16 protein-coding genes and 1 pseudogene are annotated in these 19,813 nt (G+C 72.3%); all 17 read left to right on the top strand.

Features of this window, described 5'->3' with window-relative positions; genetic code table 11:
* Positions 1-24: 24 nt before the first annotated feature.
* Positions 25-960, top strand: coding sequence for a methionyl-tRNA formyltransferase (locus ACH0A8_RS05545; RefSeq protein ID WP_311205451.1), 936 nt, complete (start codon positions 25-27; stop codon positions 958-960).
* Complete coding sequence (locus ACH0A8_RS05550; RefSeq protein ID WP_406906786.1) at positions 957-2,522, top strand: RsmB/NOP family class I SAM-dependent RNA methyltransferase; 1,566 nt, start codon at positions 957-959, stop codon at positions 2,520-2,522. Before ACH0A8_RS05545 ends, ACH0A8_RS05550 begins: the two co-directional genes overlap by 4 nt.
* A 183-nt stretch (positions 2,523-2,705) precedes the next feature.
* Positions 2,706-3,581: an Abi family protein gene (locus ACH0A8_RS05555; RefSeq protein ID WP_307810340.1), complete on the top strand. Its 876-nt coding sequence runs from the start codon at positions 2,706-2,708 to the stop codon at positions 3,579-3,581.
* A 9-nt stretch (positions 3,582-3,590) separates the two neighbouring features.
* The gene (rpe, locus tag ACH0A8_RS05560; RefSeq protein ID WP_066654514.1) at positions 3,591-4,250 is read left to right on the top strand and encodes a ribulose-phosphate 3-epimerase; all 660 of its coding nucleotides are present in this window, start codon (positions 3,591-3,593) and stop codon (positions 4,248-4,250) included.
* Between the two features lie 92 nt (positions 4,251-4,342).
* Positions 4,343-4,606 (top strand): phosphoribosyl-ATP diphosphatase, encoded by a 264-nt coding sequence (locus ACH0A8_RS05565; protein ID WP_058726551.1) that lies wholly within the window; start codon positions 4,343-4,345, stop codon positions 4,604-4,606.
* Between the two features lie 75 nt (positions 4,607-4,681).
* Entirely contained in the window at positions 4,682-5,521 is an 840-nt protein-coding gene (hisG, locus tag ACH0A8_RS05570; protein WP_066654512.1) for an ATP phosphoribosyltransferase, read from the top strand.
* Between the two features lie 20 nt (positions 5,522-5,541).
* Entirely contained in the window at positions 5,542-6,339 is a 798-nt protein-coding gene (hisF, locus tag ACH0A8_RS05575; protein ID WP_066658289.1) for an imidazole glycerol phosphate synthase subunit HisF, read from the top strand.
* Positions 6,340-6,379: 40 nt separating this feature from the next.
* Positions 6,380-6,757, top strand: a pseudogene (gene hisI / locus ACH0A8_RS05580) (phosphoribosyl-AMP cyclohydrolase); the annotation flags it as partial.
* An 83-nt stretch (positions 6,758-6,840) separates the two neighbouring features.
* Positions 6,841-8,385, top strand: coding sequence for an anthranilate synthase component I (locus tag ACH0A8_RS05585; protein WP_066654508.1), 1,545 nt, complete (start codon positions 6,841-6,843; stop codon positions 8,383-8,385).
* Positions 8,382-9,086 (top strand): Trp biosynthesis-associated membrane protein, encoded by a 705-nt coding sequence (locus ACH0A8_RS05590; protein WP_066654506.1) that lies wholly within the window; start codon positions 8,382-8,384, stop codon positions 9,084-9,086. The genes ACH0A8_RS05585 and ACH0A8_RS05590 overlap by 4 nt, the downstream gene beginning before the upstream one ends.
* On the top strand, positions 9,083-9,322 hold the full coding sequence (locus tag ACH0A8_RS05595; protein WP_066654504.1) for a DUF6704 family protein: 240 nt from the start codon (positions 9,083-9,085) through the stop codon (positions 9,320-9,322). The genes ACH0A8_RS05590 and ACH0A8_RS05595 overlap by 4 nt, the downstream gene beginning before the upstream one ends.
* A 13-nt stretch (positions 9,323-9,335) precedes the next feature.
* Positions 9,336-10,136, top strand: a complete 801-nt coding sequence (gene trpC, locus ACH0A8_RS05600) for an indole-3-glycerol phosphate synthase TrpC (RefSeq protein ID WP_406906830.1) — start codon at positions 9,336-9,338, stop codon at positions 10,134-10,136.
* Positions 10,137-10,198: 62 nt separating this feature from the next.
* Positions 10,199-11,413, top strand: coding sequence for a tryptophan synthase subunit beta (gene trpB / locus ACH0A8_RS05605; RefSeq protein WP_066654498.1), 1,215 nt, complete (start codon positions 10,199-10,201; stop codon positions 11,411-11,413).
* Positions 11,410-12,213, top strand: a complete 804-nt coding sequence (gene trpA, locus ACH0A8_RS05610; protein ID WP_066654497.1) for a tryptophan synthase subunit alpha — start codon at positions 11,410-11,412, stop codon at positions 12,211-12,213. Before trpB ends, trpA begins: the two co-directional genes overlap by 4 nt.
* 202 nt (positions 12,214-12,415) lie before the next feature.
* Positions 12,416-13,411 (top strand): prolipoprotein diacylglyceryl transferase, encoded by a 996-nt coding sequence (gene lgt / locus ACH0A8_RS05615; protein WP_081984882.1) that lies wholly within the window; start codon positions 12,416-12,418, stop codon positions 13,409-13,411.
* Between the two features lie 347 nt (positions 13,412-13,758).
* Entirely contained in the window at positions 13,759-18,234 is a 4,476-nt protein-coding gene (gltB, locus tag ACH0A8_RS05620; RefSeq protein WP_406906831.1) for a glutamate synthase large subunit, read from the top strand.
* A gap of 95 nt (positions 18,235-18,329) precedes the next feature.
* On the top strand, positions 18,330-19,787 hold the full coding sequence (locus tag ACH0A8_RS05625; protein WP_066654496.1) for a glutamate synthase subunit beta: 1,458 nt from the start codon (positions 18,330-18,332) through the stop codon (positions 19,785-19,787).
* The last annotated feature ends 26 nt before the right edge of the window (positions 19,788-19,813 follow it).

Here is a 19,813-nt window from a genome sequence, read left to right on the forward strand (position 1 = left end):
GTCGGCCGTGGGACGATGGACCCCATGCGTCTCGTCGTCGCCGGCAGCCCCGCTGCGGCCGTCCCCACCCTCCGACGTCTCGCCGCCTCCGACCACGAGATCGCGGCCGTCCTCACCCGACCCCCGACACCCCAGGGTCGGAAGCGTGTCCTCACGCCGACCCCGGTGGCGCAGGTCGCCGAGGAGCTCGGACTGCCCGTCATCGAGGCCACCCGGGTGGACGACGCCGTCACCGCGCAGCTGGTCGAACTGCAGGCCGACCTCGGCGTCATCGTCGCGTACGGTGCGCTCCTCCGTCGTCCCGCCCTGGACGCTCCACGTCTCGGTTGGGTCAACCTGCACTTCTCCGAGCTGCCGGCGTACCGCGGCGCCGCACCCGTCCAGCGTGCCGTGATGGCGGGCGACACCCGGACCGCCGCGACCGTCTTCCAGCTCGTCGAGGCGCTCGACGCCGGTCCCGTGTACGCCGCCGACCCGTTCACGATCGACCCGGACGCCACCAGCGGTGAGGTCCTCGCCGCGATGGCCGAGACCGGAGCGGACACCGTCCTGCGGGTCGTCGACGCCCTGGCCGACGGCAGCGCGGTCGCCACCGAGCAGTCCGGGACGGTGACCCTCGCCCCGAAGCCGACCGCCGACGACGCGCACGTCGCCTTCACGGAGCCGGCCGTGGCCGTCCGTGCCCGCGTCCGCGGTGTGACGCCCGAGCCCGGCGCGTTCGCCCACCTCGGCGAGACGCGGGTGAAGCTGCTCCGCAGCGCGCTCCTGCCGGGAGGCGCGGCCTCCTCCGCCCCGCACCTCGCGCCCGGTGCGCTCGCACTGGTCGACGGACGACTCCTCGTCGGCACGGCCGACGTCCCGCTCGTGCTCACCGAGGTCCAGCCCGCCGGCAAGAAGGCGATGGACGGCGCCGCGTGGGCACGCGGCCTCGGCTCGCTCGAGGGCGTGGTGCTCTCGTGAGCGCGGCGCAGCAGTCCTCCCGGCTGTCGCGCGGCGACCGTCGCCCCCGTCCGACCAGCGCCAGGCGGGTCGCGTTCGACGTGCTCCGCGCGGTGCAGGTCGACGACGCCTACGCCAACCTGCTCCTGCCCACGCGCATCCGTCGCGCCGGTCTGTCCGCCCGCGACGCCGCCTTCGCCACCGAGCTCACCTACGGGTCGATCCGCATGCTCGGCCGCTACGACGCGATCGTCGGGGTCGCATCCGGTCGCCGGGTCGACAACATCGAGTCCGACGTGCTCGACGTGATGCGCCTCGGCGTGCACCAGCTGCTCGGCATGCGCACACCCACGCACGCGGCGGTCTCGGCGACCGTGGAGCTCGCACGCGAGGTCGGCGCCCGCCGGGCCACCGGCTTCGTCAACGCGGTCCTGCGCAAGGTCGCCGCGAGGACCGACGACGAGTGGGACGCCCTGGTGACCGAGGGTCGGAGCGGCGACGCGCTGCTGGCCACCCGCTGGTCGCACCCGTCGTGGGTGGTCGCCGCACTCCGTGACGCCCTGGCGGCCGAGCGGTCGCGGGACGAGCTCGCTGCCCTGCTCGCGGCCGACAACGTCGCGCCCCGCGTGCAGCTCGTCGCGCTGCCCGGGCTCGCCACCGACGAGGACGTCCGCACCGCGACGGCGACCGCTGCTGAGGACGGATCCGGAGCGGACGACGGGGCCGGAGCCGACGGCGGGGCCGGAGCCGACGAGCAGCCCCGCACCGACGACGGAGCCGGAGCCGACGACGAGACCGGCACCGCGCCTCCCGGCCGGGTCGCCGGGGCCGACGCCGGCCCGGTGTCCCCGGTCGGCATCCGCGGGACGACCGGCGACCCCGCACGGGTCCCCGGCGTCGCCGCCGGTCGGCTCCGGGTGCAGGACGAGGGGTCGCAGCTCGCGGCCCTCGCCCTCACGCGGTCGTCCGCCGTCCGTCCGGGGGAGCGGTGGCTCGACATGTGCGCCGGGCCCGGGGGCAAGGCCGCGCTCCTCGCCGCCGAGGCCGCCCAGGGCGGAGCGTCCCTGGTCGCCAACGAGCTCGTGCCCGCCCGCGCCGGACTCGTGCGCAAGGCCCTGTCCACCGTGGCGGGTGACGACACCGTCACGGTCGTCGAGGGCGACGGACGGCGCTTCGGCAAGCCGGGCGACGAGCTGTTCGACCGGATCCTGCTCGATGCTCCGTGCACGGGCCTCGGCGCGCTCCGTCGGCGTCCCGAGGCGCGGTGGCGCAAGCAGCCCGAGGACGTCCCCGAGCTCGCGGCGCTGCAGGCCGAGCTGCTCGATGCGGCGGTCCGTGCACTCGCCCCGGGTGGCACGCTCGCGTACGTGACGTGCTCGCCGCACCTGGCCGAGACGCGCGGGCAGGTCGACGCGCTGCTCGAGCGGCACGGCGACGTGCTCGAACAGCTCGACACCGCCGGCGTGGTCCGGTCGGTGGCGGCCCGGGACCCGCAGGTCGCCGACGGTCCGACGGCGCAGCTCTGGCCGCACCGGACCGGCACCGACGCGATGTTCGTCGCACTCTTCCGTCGTCGCCCCTGACCCCTCCCGCAACACGCAACCTCGGCGTCTGCTCGCGGGTTGTCGGCCCAGGAACGATCTGATATGTTGGAGGAACACGACCGGTTCCGCCTGCGAGAGCAGGTCCAGGGCCGGTCCTCTTCGTTCTCGGCCCGGGGGAGGCCCGCTGTGGAACCCAAGCCGTTCCGGCCGTACCGAGAGCAGGTGGCACTCCTGCGAGGACGTGGGATGCACGTGCCCGACGAGGACGCCGCCGTCCGCGAACTGCGCCTCGTCAACTACTACCGGCTGAGTGGCTACTGGTACGCGTTCCGCGAGACCACGGGCGGTGCGCGGGGTGATCGCTTCCGCCCGGGGACCCACCTCGAGGACGTCCTCGCGCTCCACCGTTTCGACGAGCGTCTGCGGACGACGGTGTTCGACGCCCTCGCTCCGGTCGAGCTCGCACTGAGAGCCGCGCTGGGGCACGCACTCGGGCGGCTCCACCCGAGCGCCCATCTGCGTCCCGATCTGCTCGGTCCGCTGGCACGCGCCGGCGACGGCCACCGCAACTGGCTGGAGCGGCACCGCGGTGAGGTCGCCAGGAGCCGGGAGGAGTTCGTCGAGCACCACCGGTCCGGGTACGGGGGAGTCCTGCCGGTGTGGGCCGCGGTCGAGGTGATGGACTGGGGGACGGTCTCGAGGCTGCTCGGCTTCGCGCCGCCGAGCGTCCAGACCGAGGTGAGCGGACGGTTCGGTCTCCGAGCACCGCAGCTGACCTCGTGGTTGCGCGCGCTCAACGTGGTGCGCAACGCATGTGCCCACCACGGACGCCTGTTCAACCGCGCGTACGCCATCCGACCGAAGCTGCCCCCGGTCGGCGCCGACCCTTCGTTGGACACCGCACGCGCATCGATGAACCGCACGTACGGGCAGCTCACCCTGGTGCAGTACCTCCGTGTCCGGAGCGGACTGGGGACCGCGACGCAGCTCACCGGTGTCCTGCGCGAGTTCCCGACCGTGCCGCTCGTCCCGTTCTCCGACACGGGAGCCCCGCTGGAGTGGGAGACCGCCGTCTGGACGGGCAGCGGCGCTCGGTAGGGTTGCCGGGTGACGATCCGCATCTCGCCGAGCATCCTGTCCGCCGACTTCGCCAACCTCGAGCGGGAGCTGCACCGCATCGAGAGCGCCGACATGGTGCACGTCGACGTGATGGACAACCACTTCGTGCCGAACCTCACCCTGGGCCTGCCGATCGTGCAGCGCCTGCAGGACGTCTCGCCGGTGCCGCTCGACGTGCACCTCATGATCACCGACGCCGACACCCAGGCGCCGAAGTACGCCGAGACCGGTGCCTCGAGCGTCACGTTCCACCTCGAGGCCGCCGACGACCCGGTGGCGACCGCCGCGGCGATCCGGTCGAACGGTGCCCGCGCCGCCGTCGCCGTGAAGCCCGGCACCCCGATCACGCAGGTGCTCCACCACCTCGACGCGTACGACATGATCCTGCTCATGACCGTCGAGCCCGGGTTCGGCGGGCAGTCGTTCATGCCCTCCGTCATGCCGAAGCTCGCCGACGCCCGTGGCGCAGTCGACGCCTCGGGGCTCGACGTCTGGCTCGAGGTCGACGGCGGCATCGCGGTCGACACCGTGCCCGAGGCGGTCCGCAGCGGCGCCGACACGCTCGTCGCCGGATCCGCCGTCTACGGCGGTGAGCCCGCGCAGCGCATCGCCGACCTGCGCGAGGCGGCTGCGGCGGCACGCGCGTGACCGCCCAGGTGGGCGGCGCGTCGGGGGCGACCGGCGCCTCCCGTCCGGACGGTGCGTCCGGTGCAGCCGCGCAGGACGGTAGCCTGGTCCCCGTGAAGACGTTCGACGACCTGTTCGCGGAGCTGACCGAGAAGGCGCGCACGCGCCCCGAGGGCTCCGGCACCGTCGCCGAACTGGACGCCGGCGTGCACCAGATCGGCAAGAAGATCGTGGAGGAGGCCGCCGAGGTCTGGATGGCGGCTGAGTACGAGGGCGACGAGCGCACCTCGGAGGAGATCTCGCAGCTGATCTACCACCTCCAGGTGCTCATGGTCGCGAAGGGGCTCACCCCGGCGGACGTCTGGCGACATCTGTAGGAACGCGTGTCGCGCTCACCGAGCGCCACCGCGACCCGCAGCCGTCCCGACCTCCAGCAGAAAGCAGACCACCTGATGCTCCGCATCGCCGTGCCCAACAAGGGTTCGCTGTCCGAGACCGCCTCCGAGATGCTCAAGGAGGCCGGGTACGCCGGTCGCCGCGACCCGAAGGCGCTCCACCTGCTCGACGAGCGCAACGGTGTCGAGTTCTTCTTCCTCCGTCCGCGCGACATCGCGACGTACGTCGGCTCCGGCGCACTCGACGTCGGCATCACCGGCCGCGACCTGTTGCTCGACTCCGGGTCGGCGGCGCACGAGGTCGACGCGCTCGGGTTCGCCGACTCGACCTTCCGGTTCGCCGGGACGCCCGGCCGGTTCACCGAGCTGCAGGACCTCGACGGCGTCCGCGTCGCGACGAGCTACCCGGGACTCGTGGGCGAGTTCCTCGCCCGGCACGGGGTGACCGCGACCCTCGTGAAGCTCGACGGCGCCGTCGAGAGCGCCGTGCGCCTCGGTGTCGCGGACGCCGTGGCCGACGTCGTCTCGACCGGCAGCACGCTCCGTGCCGCCGGGCTCGAGATCTTCGGTCCGGTGATCCTCGAGTCGACCGCGCTGCTCATCTCCAACGACGAGCGCATCCCGGGCATCGACGTCCTGCGTCGCCGCCTGCAGGGCGTGCTCGTCGCCCGCGGCTACGTCATGCTCGACTACGACATCCCGACCGACCTGCTGGAGCAGGCCACCGCGGTGGCGTCGGGCATCGAGTCGCCGACGGTCTCCCCGCTGCACGACCGCGACTGGTCGGCCGTCCGCGTGATGATCCCGCGCGAGGACGCGAACCTCATCATGGACGCGCTGTACGACCTCGGTGCGCGCGCCATCCTGGTCAGCCCGATCCACGCCGCACGCCTGTGAACGACGCGGTGCGAGCCGACGTGACCGGACCCGACAGCGGCGCGGCCGGTGTCGCCGGTGGCGTCTCGGTCCGGGTCATCCCGTGCCTCGACGTGTCCGGCGGTCGCGTCGTCAAGGGCGTCAACTTCCTCGACCTGCAGGACGCCGGGGACCCGGTCGAGCTCGCGGCCCGCTACTACGAGCAGGGTGCCGACGAGCTGACCTTCCTCGACGTCGGTGCCACGGTCGAGAACCGCGCGACCATGTTCGAGACGGTGACGCGCACGGCGGAGCAGGTCTTCATCCCGCTCACCGTCGGCGGTGGCGTCCGGAGCGTCGACGACGTCTCCCGCCTGCAGCAGTGCGGCGCGGACAAGATCGGCGTCAACAGCGCGGCGATCGCGCGGCCGGAGCTCGTGAGCGAGATCGCCGACCGCTTCGGCGCGCAGGCGGTGGTGCTGTCGCTCGACGTCAAGCGCTCGGACCGGATGCCCTCCGGTTTCGTCGTCACGACCCACGGCGGACGGACCGAGTCCGACCTCGACGCGATCGCGTGGGCACGCGAGGGCGTCGAGCGCGGCGCGGGCGAGCTGCTCGTCAACTCGATCGACGCGGACGGCACGAAGCACGGCTTCGACCTCGAGCTCATCGCCGCGGTGCGTGCGGTGTCGTCGGTCCCGGTCATCGGCTCGGGAGGCGCCGGTCGCCTCGAGCACTTCGCCCCGGCCGTCGAGGCGGGCGCGGACGCCGTGCTCGCTGCCAGCGTCTTCCACCGGGGCGAGATGACCATCGGGGACGTCAAGGCGGCGCTGCGCGCCGCCGGCCAGCCCGTCCGCTGACACCCCGTCCGCCGACACCCCGCCGTAGGCTAGGAGTCTCATGACCGACAGCACCAGCACCAGCACGGAAGCGGTCCTCGACCGCGCACGGTTCGGTGCGGACGGCCTGCTCCCCGCAGTCGTGCAGGAGGAGTCCTCGAAGGACGTCCTCATGCTCGGCTGGATGGACCGCGAAGCCCTCCGCCGCACCCTGACCGAGGGCCGCGTGACCTTCTGGTCGCGCTCCCGACAGGAGTACTGGCGCAAGGGCGACACGTCCGGGCACGCGCAGTACGTCCGGGCTGCCGCACTCGACTGCGACGACGACACGCTGCTCGTCACCGTGCAGCAGGTCGGGGCCGCCTGCCACACCGGTGCGCACAGCTGCTTCGAGGTCGACCCGCTCGAGCCCGTGACCGCGACCGCGCCGGTGCAGGCCGCGCCGGTGCAGGCCGCGCCGGCGCAGGCCGGGACGGACGCGACTGACCCGACGTCGGCGACCACGACCGCGGAGGCGATCCGATGACCGGCGCGAGCCGCGCGGAGGAGCCGCGCACGACCTCCCGGCAGGCCTTCGACGACCTGCTCGACGGCCACCGCGTCGTCCCCGTCGTCCGCGCGCTCTACGCCGACAGCGAGACGCCGGTCGGTGTGTACCGCAAGCTGGCGGACGGTCGCCCCGGTTCGTTCCTGCTCGAGTCCGCCGGCCAGGGCGGCCTGTGGTCGCGCTGGTCCTTCGTCGGCGTCCGGAGCTTCGGCGTCCTGACCCAGGACGGCGACCGGGCGTCCTGGATCGACACCGGCATCCCGGCGTCGCGGGCCGTCGGCTCGCTCGACGGCGCCCCCCTCGACGTCCTCGCCCGCCTGCACGACCGGTGGGCGACGCCCCGCGTTCCCGGCACCCCGCCCCTGGTCGGCGGCACGGTCGGGTTCATCGGGTGGGAGGCCGTGCGGCAGCTCGAGCACCTGCCGAACGTGCCCGCGGCCGACTTCGAGGTGCCCGGGCAGGCCCTCGCCTTCGTGTCCGAGCTCGCGGCGCTCGACCACCGCACCGGCCTCGTGCTCCTCGTCGCGAGCGTCCTCAACGACGGCACCGACGACCCGGACACGATGTGGTCCGACGCGCAGTCCCGGCTCGACCGGATGCAGGCGGACCTGGTGCAGCCGAGCGCGGCGACGGTCGCCGAGGCGTTCGAGATCGCCGAGCCGACCCCGCGCCACCGGACGTCGCCGGAGGACTACATGGCCGCGGTCGAGCGGTCCAAGGACTTCATCCGCGACGGTGACGTCTTCCAGGTCGTCGTCTCGCAGCGGTTCGACCACGACGTCACCGCCGACCCGCTCGACGTCTACCGGGTGCTCCGGACACTGAACCCGAGCCCGTACATGTACTTCCTCGCGCTGGCGGACAGCGCCGACGAGCGCTTCTGGATCGTCGGCGCCTCGCCCGAGGCCCTGGTCAAGGTGCAGGACGGGCGGGCGATCACCCACCCGATCGCCGGCTCGCGCCCACGCGGCGCGAGCCCGGTCGAGGACGTCCGCCTGGGTGACGAGCTGTTCGCCGACCCGAAGGAGCGCGCCGAGCACCTCATGCTGGTCGACCTCGCCCGGAACGACCTGCAGAAGGTGTGCGAGCCGGGGACCGTCGCGGTGACCGAGTTCATGACCGTCGAGCGCTTCAGCCACATCATGCACCTGGTGTCGAGCGTCGAGGGATCGGTCCGACCGGGGGCGTCGGCGATCGACGTCTTCCGCGCGACCTTCCCGGCCGGCACCCTGTCGGGGGCACCGAAGCCGCGTGCGCTCGAGATCATCGACGAGCTGGAACCGGCGAAGCGCGGAGCGTACGCGGGCGTGGTCGGCTACTTCGACTTCGCCGGCGACGCCGACCTGGCGATCGCCATCCGTACGGCGCTCATCAAGGACGGGGTCGCACGCGTGCAGGCCGGTGCCGGCCTGGTCGCCGACTCCGACCCGCGCACCGAGCACGAGGAGGCCGTGAACAAGGCGGCCGCCCCGCTGCGCGCGGTCGCGACCGCGAACCGGATGCGCGAGGTGCGCGCGTGACGGCCCGGCGCTCCCGCCCGCTCGTCGTCGTCGCCGGCCTCGCGGTCGCCGGCATCGTGATGCTGTCGTGGACCCAGACGTGGTTCACGGTGCACCTGCACGCCGGCACCGCGGTGGTGCCGCGCGTGGTGGCGGACGGTGCCGCGGTCGTCCCGCAGTACACGGCGCTCGCGATCGCGAGCCTGGCGCTGTTCCTCGCGCTGACGATCGCCGGCCGTGTGCTGCGCGTCGTGCTCGCGGCCGTCGAGGTGCTGCTCGGCATCGCCGTCGTGGCGACCGGCATCGGCGCCCTGGCGGACCCCGTCGCGGCGTCGAAGGGCGCGGTGGGCGAGGTCGCGGGCGTCAGCGACACCGGCGCGGTGCGCCAGGTCGTCGACCGGGTCGACGTCACCGCGTGGCCCGCCGTCGGCATCGCGGGTGGCGTGCTCGCCGTGGTGCTCGGGATCGTCGTGTTCGTGGTGCAGCGGCAGTGGCCCGGGCCGACCCGGAAGTACGCCGCGGCGACCGCCGGGGCCGCCGCCGACGCCCGTGCGGCCGCCCCGACCCAACGCGACGCGATCACCGACTGGGACGACCTCAGCGCCGGTGACGACCCGACCGCCGGGGACGGTGCGGTGGGGGAACCGCCCACGACCGACACGGTAGGATCGGATCGGCGCCGATCGGACGACGGCGCCGGAGCAGAACGAGGAGCACCGTGAGCAACACTGAGCCCGCAGAACTCGGCGAAGGCCACTCGCCCGCCGCCTGGACCGCCGTCGTGATCATGCTGATCGGCTTCGCGGCAGGCACGCTGTTCTTCTGGTTCGACCTGGCGTGGGGCGTCTGGGCGTCCGCCGTCGTCGTGGTGATCGGCCTCGTCGTCGGCGCCGTGATGGCGAAGGCCGGCTACGGCGTCAACGGTCCGAAGTACGTCGCCAAGCACCACGCGGAGTAGTCCCGTGCCGAACGTGCTCGAGACCCTCGTCGCGGGCGCGCTCGAGGACGCCGCCGCCCGTCGTGTCGACCGTCCGCTCTCGGACGTCGAGCGCGACCTGGACCGGGCGGCGTCGCCGCTCGACGCCCTCGACTTCCTGTCGCCCGGCGACCGCGTGAAGATCCTCGCCGAGGTCAAGCGCGCGAGCCCGTCGCGCGGCTCCATGGCGCCCATCGAGGACCCGGCCGCCCTCGCCGCCGACTACGAGCGTGGCGGAGCGTCGACGATCAGCGTGCTCACCGAGGGGCGGAAGTTCCTCGGCAGCCTCGCCGACCTCGAGGCGGTGAAGGCGCGCGTGTCGCTGCCGGTGCTCCGCAAGGACTTCATCGCCGACCCGTACCAGGTGCTCGAGGCCCGTGCGGCCGGTGCCGACCTGGTGCTGCTGATCGTTGCAGCGCTGGAGCAGCGACAGCTCGTGGAGCTGCACGAGCTCGCCGAGCAGCTCGGCATGCGCGTGCTCGTCGAGGCCCACTCCGGTGACGAGGTCTCCCGTGGCCTCGACGCCGGCGCGCGGATCCTCGGCGTCAACGCCCGCGACCTCACCGACTTCTCGCTGGACCGCGACCTCTTCGGCTCCCTCGCCGATCGCATCCCCGACGGGGTCGTGCGCGTCGCCGAGTCGGCCGTCGCCGGGCCCGCCGACGTCGCCCACTACCGCGCAGCGGGTGCCGACGTCGTCCTGGTGGGGGAGGCGCTCGTCACGGGCGCGGACCCCGCCACCACCCTCGCGTCGTTCATCGCCGCGGCGGACGGCTCCGGCCGCCCGCGCGCCTGACCGACACCGTCCCACCGGTCGCCCCGCACACCGGGGCGTCCGAACACCCCGGGAGACCCACCGTGACCTCACTCCGTGACCTGCAGGGCCCGTACTTCGGCGACTTCGGCGGACGCTTCGTCCCCGAGTCGCTCGTGCTCGCGCTCGACGAGCTCGAGACCGCCTTCCGCGCGGCCTGGGCGGACCCGGCGTTCCGCGAGGAGCTCGACACGCTCCAGCGCGAGTACACCGGCCGCCCGTCGATCATCACCGAGGCGCCGCGGTTCGCGAAGCACGCCGGTGGTGCCCGGATCATCCTCAAGCGCGAGGACCTCAACCACACCGGTTCGCACAAGATCAACAACGTGCTCGGTCAGGCCCTCGTCGCGAAGCGGCTCGGCAAGACCCGGCTCATCGCCGAGACGGGAGCCGGGCAGCACGGTGTCGCGACGGCCACCGCCGCTGCGCTCTTCGGGATGGACTGCGTCGTGTACATGGGCGCCGTCGACACCGAGCGCCAGGCACTGAACGTGGCGCGGATGCGGCTGCTCGGTGCCGAGGTGATCCCGGTCGAGACGGGGTCGCGCACGCTGAAGGACGCCATCAACGACGCGCTGCGCGACTGGGTGGCGAACGTCGACTCGACGCACTACCTGCTCGGCACCGTCGCGGGGCCGCACCCGTTCCCGGAGATGGTCCGCGAGTTCCACAAGGTGATCGGCGAAGAGGCCCGACAGCAGGTCCTCGACCGCATCGGTCGCCTGCCGGACGCCGTCGCCGCGTGCGTCGGCGGCGGCTCGAACGCGATGGGCATCTTCGAGGCCTTCCTCGACGACGAGTCGGTCCGGTTGCACGGCTTCGAGGCCGGCGGCGACGGCATCGAGACGGGGCGGCACGCCGCGAGCATCTCGCTCGGGCGCACCGGTGTCCTCCAGGGCACGATGTCGTACCTCATGCAGGACGAGGACGGCCAGACCATCGAGAGCCACAGCATCTCGGCGGGCCTCGACTACCCGAGCGTCGGTCCCGAGCACGCCTACCTGGCCTCGATCGGCCGCGCGCAGTACTCGCCGATCACCGACGCCGAGGCGATGGAGGCCTTCCGCCTGCTCGGCCGGACCGAGGGCATCCTGCCGGCCATCGAGTCGGCGCACGCGCTCGCCGGGGCGATCAAGCTGGGCAAGGAGCTCGGCCCCGACGGCGTCGTGCTGGTGTCCCTGTCCGGACGTGGTGACAAGGACGTCGCGTCCGCCAGTCGCTACTTCGGCATCCTCGACGAGAACGCGGTGCAGCTGTGACGAACCCCGGTCCCTCCACCTCGGTCGCGACGACGATCGACACCGCCAACGCCGAGCGCGCCGGAGCCGTCGTCGGGTACCTGCCCGCCGGTTTCCCCGACCTGCAGACGAGCGTGGACGCGGCGGTCGCCCTCGCCGAGAACGGCGTCGACGTCATCGAGCTCGGCCTGCCGTACTCCGACCCGGTGATGGACGGTCCGGTGATCCAGCGCGCCGCGGAGGAGAGCCTGGCGAACGGCTTCCGTGTCGCGCAGGTCTTCGACGCCGTCGACCAGATCACGAGCCGTGTCGACGTGCCCGTGCTCGTCATGACCTACTGGAACCCGGTGCTCCGGTACGGGGTCGACCGGTTCGCCGACGACCTCGTCGCGGCCGGGGCATCCGGGCTCATCACCCCGGACCTCATCCCGGACGAGGGTCGCGCCTGGATCGACGCCTCCGAGCGCACCGGGCTCGACCGGGTCTTCCTCGCGGCGCCGTCCTCGACGGACACCCGCATGGAGCAGGCGGTCCGCTCCAGCCGCGGCTTCGTCTACGCCGTGTCGACGATGGGCGTCACCGGCGCCCGCGTCGGCGTCGACACCGCCGCCCGCACCGTCGTGTCGCGACTGCGCGACGCCGGTGTGGAGCGCACGTGCGTCGGCCTCGGCATCTCGACGGCAGACCAGGTGCGCGAGGTCCTCGAGTACGCCGACGGGGCGATCGTCGGGTCCGCCTTCGTGCGCGCCCTCGCCGACCTCGGCGTGCAGGGGGTCGCGGACCGCGCGGCCGACCTGACCAGCGGCGCCGCGCGCAGCTGAGGCGAGCACCGGTCCGGACGGGAGGCGCGGTGTCGGTGGGCCGACCGGCCCACCGGCACCGCGCCTCCCGTGCGCCGTGCTCCCAGTTCCCACAGGTCGACCCACCCCGTTCCTGGTCGGCGCGGTTCCCGCGCTACAGTGAGCGGGGCCGACCCTCCAGCGGCACCGCGGCCGTCCAGCACCGAAAGGCGACAGCACCTCCATGCCCCTCCTGAGCATCCCGAGCCCGAGCACCGCGTGGCAGTACTTCGACCTGACCGCCTGGCTGCGCGACGTCTTCGGGTGGTCGCTCCCGCTCGACTTCCGCATCCACGCGTACGCGATCTGCATCCTGCTGGGCATCGTCGCGGCCGTCGTGCTCGCGAACCGGCGGCTCAACGCCCGCGGGGTCGAGCGCTGGATCATCATCGACATCGCGATCTGGGCGGTGCCCGCCGGCATCATCGGCGGTCGGTTGTTCCACGTGTTCAGCCACGTCAGCGACTACTTCGGGCCGGGGCGTGACCCGCTCTCGTTCCTCTACATCTGGGAGGGCGGGCTGGCCATCTTCGGCGCGCTCATCCTCGGGTCGGTCGGTGCGTACATCGGGTGCCGTCAGGTGGGCCTGCGCTTCTCGACCCTGATCGACGCGATCGCTCCCGGCGTCCTGCTCGCCCAGGCGTTCGGTCGCCTCGGCAACTACTTCAACCACGAGCTCTTCGGCATGCCGACGAGCCTGCCGTGGGGGCTCGAGATCGAGTCGTCGAACGCGGCGTTCCCGAAGGGGCTGCCCGAGGGCACCCTGTTCCACCCGACCTTCCTCTACGAGATCATCTGGAACGTCGTGGGCGTCGTCGTGATCCTGCTGCTCGACAAGCGGTTCCGGCTGCAGTGGGGCAAGGTCATGGCGCTCTACCTGATCTGGTACGGCACCGGTCGCTCGGTCCTCGAGTCCATCCGCGTCGACACGAGCGAGACCTTCGCCGGGATCCGCACGAACGTCTGGATGTCCTTCGCCGCGATCCTGCTCGGCATCGTGATCTTCCTCGTGCAGACCCGTCGGCACACCGGCAACGAGCCCAGCCCGTACCTGCCGGGTCGCGAGCCGCGTCGGTCCTCCGATGTAGACTCGGACGACACCTGGTCGGAACACGACGACGACGCTCCGGCGGTCGCCGACGACGCCGATCCGGTCCCAGCAGCAGGCCGCGCGCGGTAACTCCGCGACCGGCAGCACCGGCTCCTCGGACGGCACCCGCCGGCCGCGGGGCACCATCCGAACGGTCGGGTCGCCACGAGCGGCCCCGCCACCTCGCGCGTCGTCTGCGCACCCTCCACGGCGACGCGCACGGGCACCAGGTCCGCCCGCTCGGGCGGAACGCACCACCGGGCCACCGACGTCCCTGTTCCACTCCCTCGTGAGGACGGTTCCCCATGGCGCTCCAGCCAGACCCTGCCCCCCGTTCGACGCGCTCCCTGCAGCCGGCGCACCGACGATTCTCGGCCGTGCCCGAGGCGACCGGTGCGTACGACCCGGCGAACGAGAAGGACGCCTGCGGCCTCGCGATGGTCGCGACGCTCCGCGGTACCGCGGGGCACGACATCGTCGACGCCGCGCTGGGTGCACTCCGGAACCTCGAGCACCGCGGTGCCGTCGGTTCCGACGCGGGCACCGGTGACGGCGCGGGCATCCTGTGCCAGGTGCCGGACGCGTTCCTGCGCGACGAGGTGTCGTTCGACCTGCCCGCCGCGGGGGAGTACGCCGTCGGGACGGCCTACCTGCCCGTCGACGAGGACGAGCGCCACGCGGTGAAGGGTGCGGTCGAGCGCCTGGCCCGCGAGGAGGGCCTGAAGGTCCTCGGGTGGCGTGCGGTCCCGGTTCGGCCGGAGGTCCTCGGGACGCTCGCGCGCGCCGCGATGCCCGCGTTCGAGCAGCTGTTCGTCGCCTCCACCCGACACGACGTGCACGGCGCCGCCTGGAGCGGCATCGCCCTCGACCGGCAGGCCTTCCGGCTGCGCAAGCGCGCGGAGCACGGCGTCGAGGTCTACTTCATGTCGCTGTCGAGCCGCACCATGGTCTACAAGGGCATGGTCACGACGCTCCAGCTCGAGCCGTTCTACCCGGACCTCAGCGACGAGCGCTTCGCCTCGAAGCTCGCGATCGTGCACTCGCGCTACTCGACGAACACCTTCCCGTCGTGGCCGCTGGCGCAACCGTTCCGGACGCTCGCCCACAACGGCGAGATCAACACCGTCCGCGGCAACCGGAACTGGATGCGGGCGCGCCAGTCGCAGCTCGAGAGCGAGCTGCTCGGCGACCTCGCACCGCTGCTGCCGATCGTCAGCCCGGGCGCGAGCGACTCGGCGTCGTTCGACGAGACCCTCGAGCTGCTCACGCTGACCGGCCGCAGCCTGCCGCACGCGGTGTCGATGATGGTGCCGGAGGCCTGGGAGAACCAGGTCGGGATGGACCCCGACCTGCGGGCGTTCTACGAGTACCACTCGATGCTCATGGAGCCGTGGGACGGCCCTGCGGCCATCACGTTCACCGACGGCGCGGTCGTCGGCGCGACGCTCGACCGCAACGGCCTGCGTCCCGGGCGTTTCCTGGTGACCGACGACGGCCTCATCGTGATGGGCTCGGAGACGGGCGTCATCGACGTGCCGCCGGGCAAGGTCGTCCGCAAGGGCCGCCTGCGTCCGGGTCGGATGTTCGTCGTGGACACCGAGGCCGGGCGGATCATCGAGGACGACGAGGTCAAGCGCGAGCTGGCGACCGCGGGGCCGTGGGCGCAGTGGCTCGACGAGGGGCGCATCAACCTGAGCGACCTGCCGGAGCGCGAGCACATCGTGCACACCCCGGCGTCGGTCACCCGGCGACAGCGCGCGTTCGGCTACACGGAGGAGGAGGTCCGCATCCTCCTCCGCCCGATGGCGCAGACGGGTGCGGAGCCCCTCGGCGCGATGGGCTCGGACACGCCGATCGCCGTGCTCTCCGAGCGCCCGCGCCTGCTGTTCGACTACTTCACGCAGCAGTTCGCGCAGGTGACGAACCCGCCGCTGGACTCGATCCGCGAGCAGGTCATCACCTCGATGGGCATGGGCCTCGGGCCGGAGCGCAACCTGCTGAGCGCCGGCCCCGAGCACGCGAAGCAGATCGTGCTCGACTTCCCGGTGATCGACAACGACGAGCTCGCGAAGATCCAGCACTTCGAGACGGAGTCCGGTCGGCACCTGACGGTGACGATCAAGGGCCTGTACCGCGTCGACGCGGGCAAGAAGGCGATGCAGAAGCGCATCGCCGCGGTCTGCGACGAGGTCGACCAGGCGATCGAGTCGGGCAAGCAGTTCATCGTGCTGTCCGACCGTGACGGCAACGCCGAGCAGGCACCCGTGCCGAGCCTGCTGCTGCTCGCTGCGGTGCACCACCACCTCATCCGCACCGAGCAGCGCATGAAGGTCGGACTCATCGTCGAGGCCGGCGACGTGCGCGAGGTCCACCACGTCGCGACCCTGATCGGGTACGGCGCCTCGGCGATCAACCCGTACCTGGCCATGGAGACCTGCGAGAACCTCGTGCGCTCGGGGATGATCACCGGGATCACCCCGGAGCAGGCCGTCCGGAACGTCATCAAGGCGCTCGGCAAGGGCGTGCTCAAGATCATGTCGAAGATGGGCATCTCGACGGTGTCCAGCTACGCCGGCGCCCAGGCGTTCGAGGCGGTCGGGCTCAGCCAGGAGTTCGTCGACCGGTACTTCACCGGGACGTCGTCCATCCTCGGTGGCGTCGGGATCGAGGTCATCGCCAAGGAGAACGCCGAGCGGCACGCCCAGGCGTACCCGCAGGACGGCGCCGTGCTGTCGCACGAGCGGCTGCAGACCGGCGGCGAGTACCAGTGGCGCCGTGAGGGTCCGCCGCACCTGTTCAACCCGGACACGGTGTTCCGGCTCCAGCACGCCACCCGTGCCCGTCGGTACGACATCTTCCGCGAGTACTCGCAGGCGGTCGACGACCAGTCCGAGGAGCTCATGACGCTCCGCGGTCTGTTCCGGTTCCGTCACGGCGTCCGGAAGCCGATCGCGTTGGACGAGGTCGAGCCGATCGAGTCGATCGTGCAGCGGTTCAACACCGGCGCGATGTCCTACGGGTCGATCTCACAAGAGGCCCACGAGACCCTCGCGATCGCGATGAACCGCCTCGGTGCGCGCTCGAACACGGGCGAGGGCGGCGAGGACGTCGAGCGTCTGCTCGACCCCGAGCGTCGCAGTGCGATCAAGCAGGTCGCCTCCGGTCGGTTCGGCGTCACGAGCATGTACCTGACGCACGCGACCGACATCCAGCTGAAGATGGCGCAGGGCGCGAAGCCGGGCGAGGGCGGGCAGCTGCCGCCGACGAAGGTGTACCCGTGGGTCGCCCGCACGCGGCACGCCACCGCCGGCGTCGGACTCATCTCGCCGCCGCCGCACCACGACATCTACTCGATCGAGGACCTCAAGCAGCTGATCTTCGACGTCAAGCGGGCGAACCCGGCCGCGCGCGTCCACGTGAAGCTCGTGAGCCAGTCCGGCATCGGCGCGGTCGCAGCGGGCGTGACGAAGGCGCTGGCCGACGTCGTGCTCGTGTCGGGCCACGACGGTGGCACCGGCGCGTCCCCGCTCAACTCGTTGAAGCACGCGGGCACCCCGTGGGAGATCGGTCTCGCCGAGACCCAGCAGACCCTGATGCTGAACGGCATGCGCGACCGGGTGGTCGTGCAGGTGGACGGGCAGATGAAGACCGGCCGTGACGTCGTCGTGGCGGCGCTGCTCGGCGCCGAGGAGTACGGCTTCGCGACGGCTCCGCTCGTCGTCGAGGGCTGCATCCTCATGCGCGTCTGCCACCTGGACACGTGCCCGGTCGGCGTCGCGACGCAGAACCCGGAGCTCCGGAAGCGCTTCACGGGCAAGCCGGAGTTCGTCGTCAACTTCTTCGAGTTCATCGCGCAGGAGGTCCGGGAGCTCCTCGCCGAGCTCGGCTTCCGCACGCTGGACGAGGCGATCGGGCAGGTCGACGCGCTCGACACCGACCGTGCCGTCGAGCACTGGAAGGCCTCCGGTCTCGACCTCGCGCCGGTGCTGCACGGACCGGAGTTCGGCCGCGACGAGCCCCGACGCCACCTGCGTGAGCAGGACCACGAGCTCGACGAGCACTTCGACGTGCAGCTCGTCCAGCAGACGGCGGACGTGCTGGAGCACGGTGGTTCCGTCGCGCTCGACCTGCCGATCCGCAACACGGAGCGCGCGGTCGGCACCATGCTCGGCCACGAGGTCACGCTGCGGCACGGCGAGCACGGCCTGCCCGCAGGGTCGATCGACATCACGCTGCGCGGCTCGGCCGGGCAGTCCCTCGGTGCGTTCCTGCCCGCCGGCATCACGCTCCGCCTGGTCGGGGACAGCAACGACTACGTCGGCAAGGGCCTGTCCGGCGGCGCCATCGTCGTCCGTCCGGACACCGAGTCGGCGTTCGAACCGTCGGAGAACGTCATCGCCGGCAACGTCATCGGCTACGGCGCGACCCAGGGCAGCATGTTCATCCGCGGCATCGTGGGCGAGCGCTTCCTCGTCCGCAACTCCGGCGCGACCGCGGTCGTCGAGGGCGTCGGCGACCACGCACTCGAGTACATGACCGGCGGGCTCGCACTGATCCTGGGCGAGACCGGACGCAACCTCGGCGCCGGTATGTCCGGCGGCACCGCGTACGTGCGCGGCCTCCGTCGGGAACACGTGAACGCCGACGCGCTGGCGACCGGTGAGCTGCGGCTCGAGGAACTGGACAGCGCCGACGTCGAGATCGTCACCGACCTGCTCCGGCAGCACCTCGCCGAGACCGGGTCGACCGTGGCCGGCGACCTGCTCGACTCCGGCGACCTCGGCGACTTCGTCAAGGTGCTCCCGCGGGACTACGCCGCCGTGCTCGCAACCCGCCAGCAGGCGGTCGACGAGGGCCTCGACCCCGACGGCACCGTCGTCTGGAACCGCATCCTGGAGGTCACCGGTGGCTGACACGACCCGGGCCGCCGTGCGGACCCCGATCCCGACCGACGCGGACATCCACACCCACACCCCCGTCCAGACCCAGACCGAGCAGGAGGCGAACCATGGCTGACCCGAAGGGCTTCCTCAAGGTGCAGGAGCGCGAGCTCCCGCCCCGCCGTCCCGTGCCCGTGCGCCTCATGGACTGGAAGGAGGTCTACGAGCAGCAGGAGTCCGGTGCCCTGAAGCGACAGGCCGGTCGCTGCATGGACTGCGGCGTCCCCTTCTGCCACCAGGGCTGCCCGCTCGGGAACCTCATCCCGGAGTGGAACGACCTGACCTGGCGCGGTGAGGGTCGACAGGCGATCGAGCGTCTGCACGCGACCAACAACTTCCCGGAGTTCACCGGGAAGCTCTGCCCGGCCCCGTGCGAGGCGTCCTGCGTGCTCGGCATCAACCAGCCGCCGGTCACGATCAAGCAGGTCGAGGTCTCGATCATCGACGAGGCGTACAAGAACGGCTGGGTCACCCCGCACCCGCCGGAGCGCCTGACCGGCAAGACCGTCGCGGTGGTCGGGTCCGGCCCCGCCGGTCTCGCTGCCGCACAGCAGCTCACGCGCGCCGGGCACACGGTCGCCGTGTACGAGCGCGACGACCGCATCGGCGGCCTGCTGCGCTACGGCATCCCGGACTTCAAGATGGAGAAGCGCCAGATCGACGCGCGCCTCGCCCAGATGCAGGCCGAGGGCACCCGCTTCCGCGCCGGTGTGGAGATCGGCGTCGACATCACCTGGGACGACCTGAAGTCCCGCTACGACGCGGTCGTCGTCGCGACGGGCGCCACGGTGCCGCGCGACCTGCCGATCCCGGGGCGCGACCTCGAGGGCGTCCACTACGCGATGGACTACCTCGTCCAGCAGAACAAGGCGAACGCGGGGACCACCGTCGACAACCAGCTCACCGCCGAGGGCAAGCACGTCGTCGTCATCGGCGGTGGCGACACCGGCGCCGACTGCATCGGTACGGCCCACCGTCAGGGCGCCCTGAGCGTGACGAACCTGGCGATCGGCAAGCAGCCGCCGCTCGAACGTCCGTCCGAGCAGCCGTGGCCGATGTTCCCGACGGTGTTCGAGGTCACGAGCGCCCACGAGGAGGGCGGCGAGCGGCACTTCCTGGCGTCGACCGTCGAGTTCCTCGGCAACGCCGCCGGCGAGGTCCGCGCGCTCCGGGTGGCGGAGACCGAGTACCTCGACGGCCGGCGCGTGCCGAAGGCGGGCACCGAGCGCGAGATCCCCGCCGACCTGGTGCTCATCGCGATGGGCTTCACCGGTCCGGAGACCGACACGATCGAGCCGCAGCTCGGGCTCCCCGCCACGGTGTCGGGCGCGGTCGCGCGCCAGGCCGACTACTCGACGAACGAGCCGGGCGTGTTCGTGGCGGGCGACGCCGGCCGTGGCCAGTCGCTCATCGTCTGGGCCATCGCCGAGGGACGCGCGGCTGCGTCCAAGGTCGACGAGTACCTCGAGGGCTCGACGATCCTGCCGGCGCCCGTCAAGGCCACCGACCGCGCGCTCACGGTCTGACGCCGTGAACGCCCCCGGAACACCGG

This window comes from Curtobacterium sp. 179-B 9B NHS (assembly GCF_045370965.1).
Classification (GTDB): domain Bacteria; phylum Actinomycetota; class Actinomycetes; order Actinomycetales; family Microbacteriaceae; genus Curtobacterium.

What these genes read in the sequence shown, in the direction of transcription:
- ACH0A8_RS05545 (WP_311205451.1), top strand. Translation starts at nt 25, where the DNA reads ATGCGTCTCGTCGTCGCCGGCAGCCCCGCTGCGGCCGTCCCCACCCTC.
- hisG (WP_066654512.1), top strand. Translation starts at nt 4,682, where the DNA reads ATGCTCCGCATCGCCGTGCCCAACAAGGGTTCGCTGTCCGAGACCGCC.
- ACH0A8_RS05585 (WP_066654508.1), top strand. Translation starts at nt 6,841, where the DNA reads ATGACCGGCGCGAGCCGCGCGGAGGAGCCGCGCACGACCTCCCGGCAG.
- lgt (WP_081984882.1), top strand. Translation starts at nt 12,416, where the DNA reads ATGCCCCTCCTGAGCATCCCGAGCCCGAGCACCGCGTGGCAGTACTTC.
- gltB (WP_406906831.1), top strand. Translation starts at nt 13,759, where the DNA reads ATGGTCGCGACGCTCCGCGGTACCGCGGGGCACGACATCGTCGACGCC.
- ACH0A8_RS05625 (WP_066654496.1), top strand. Translation starts at nt 18,330, where the DNA reads ATGGCTGACCCGAAGGGCTTCCTCAAGGTGCAGGAGCGCGAGCTCCCG.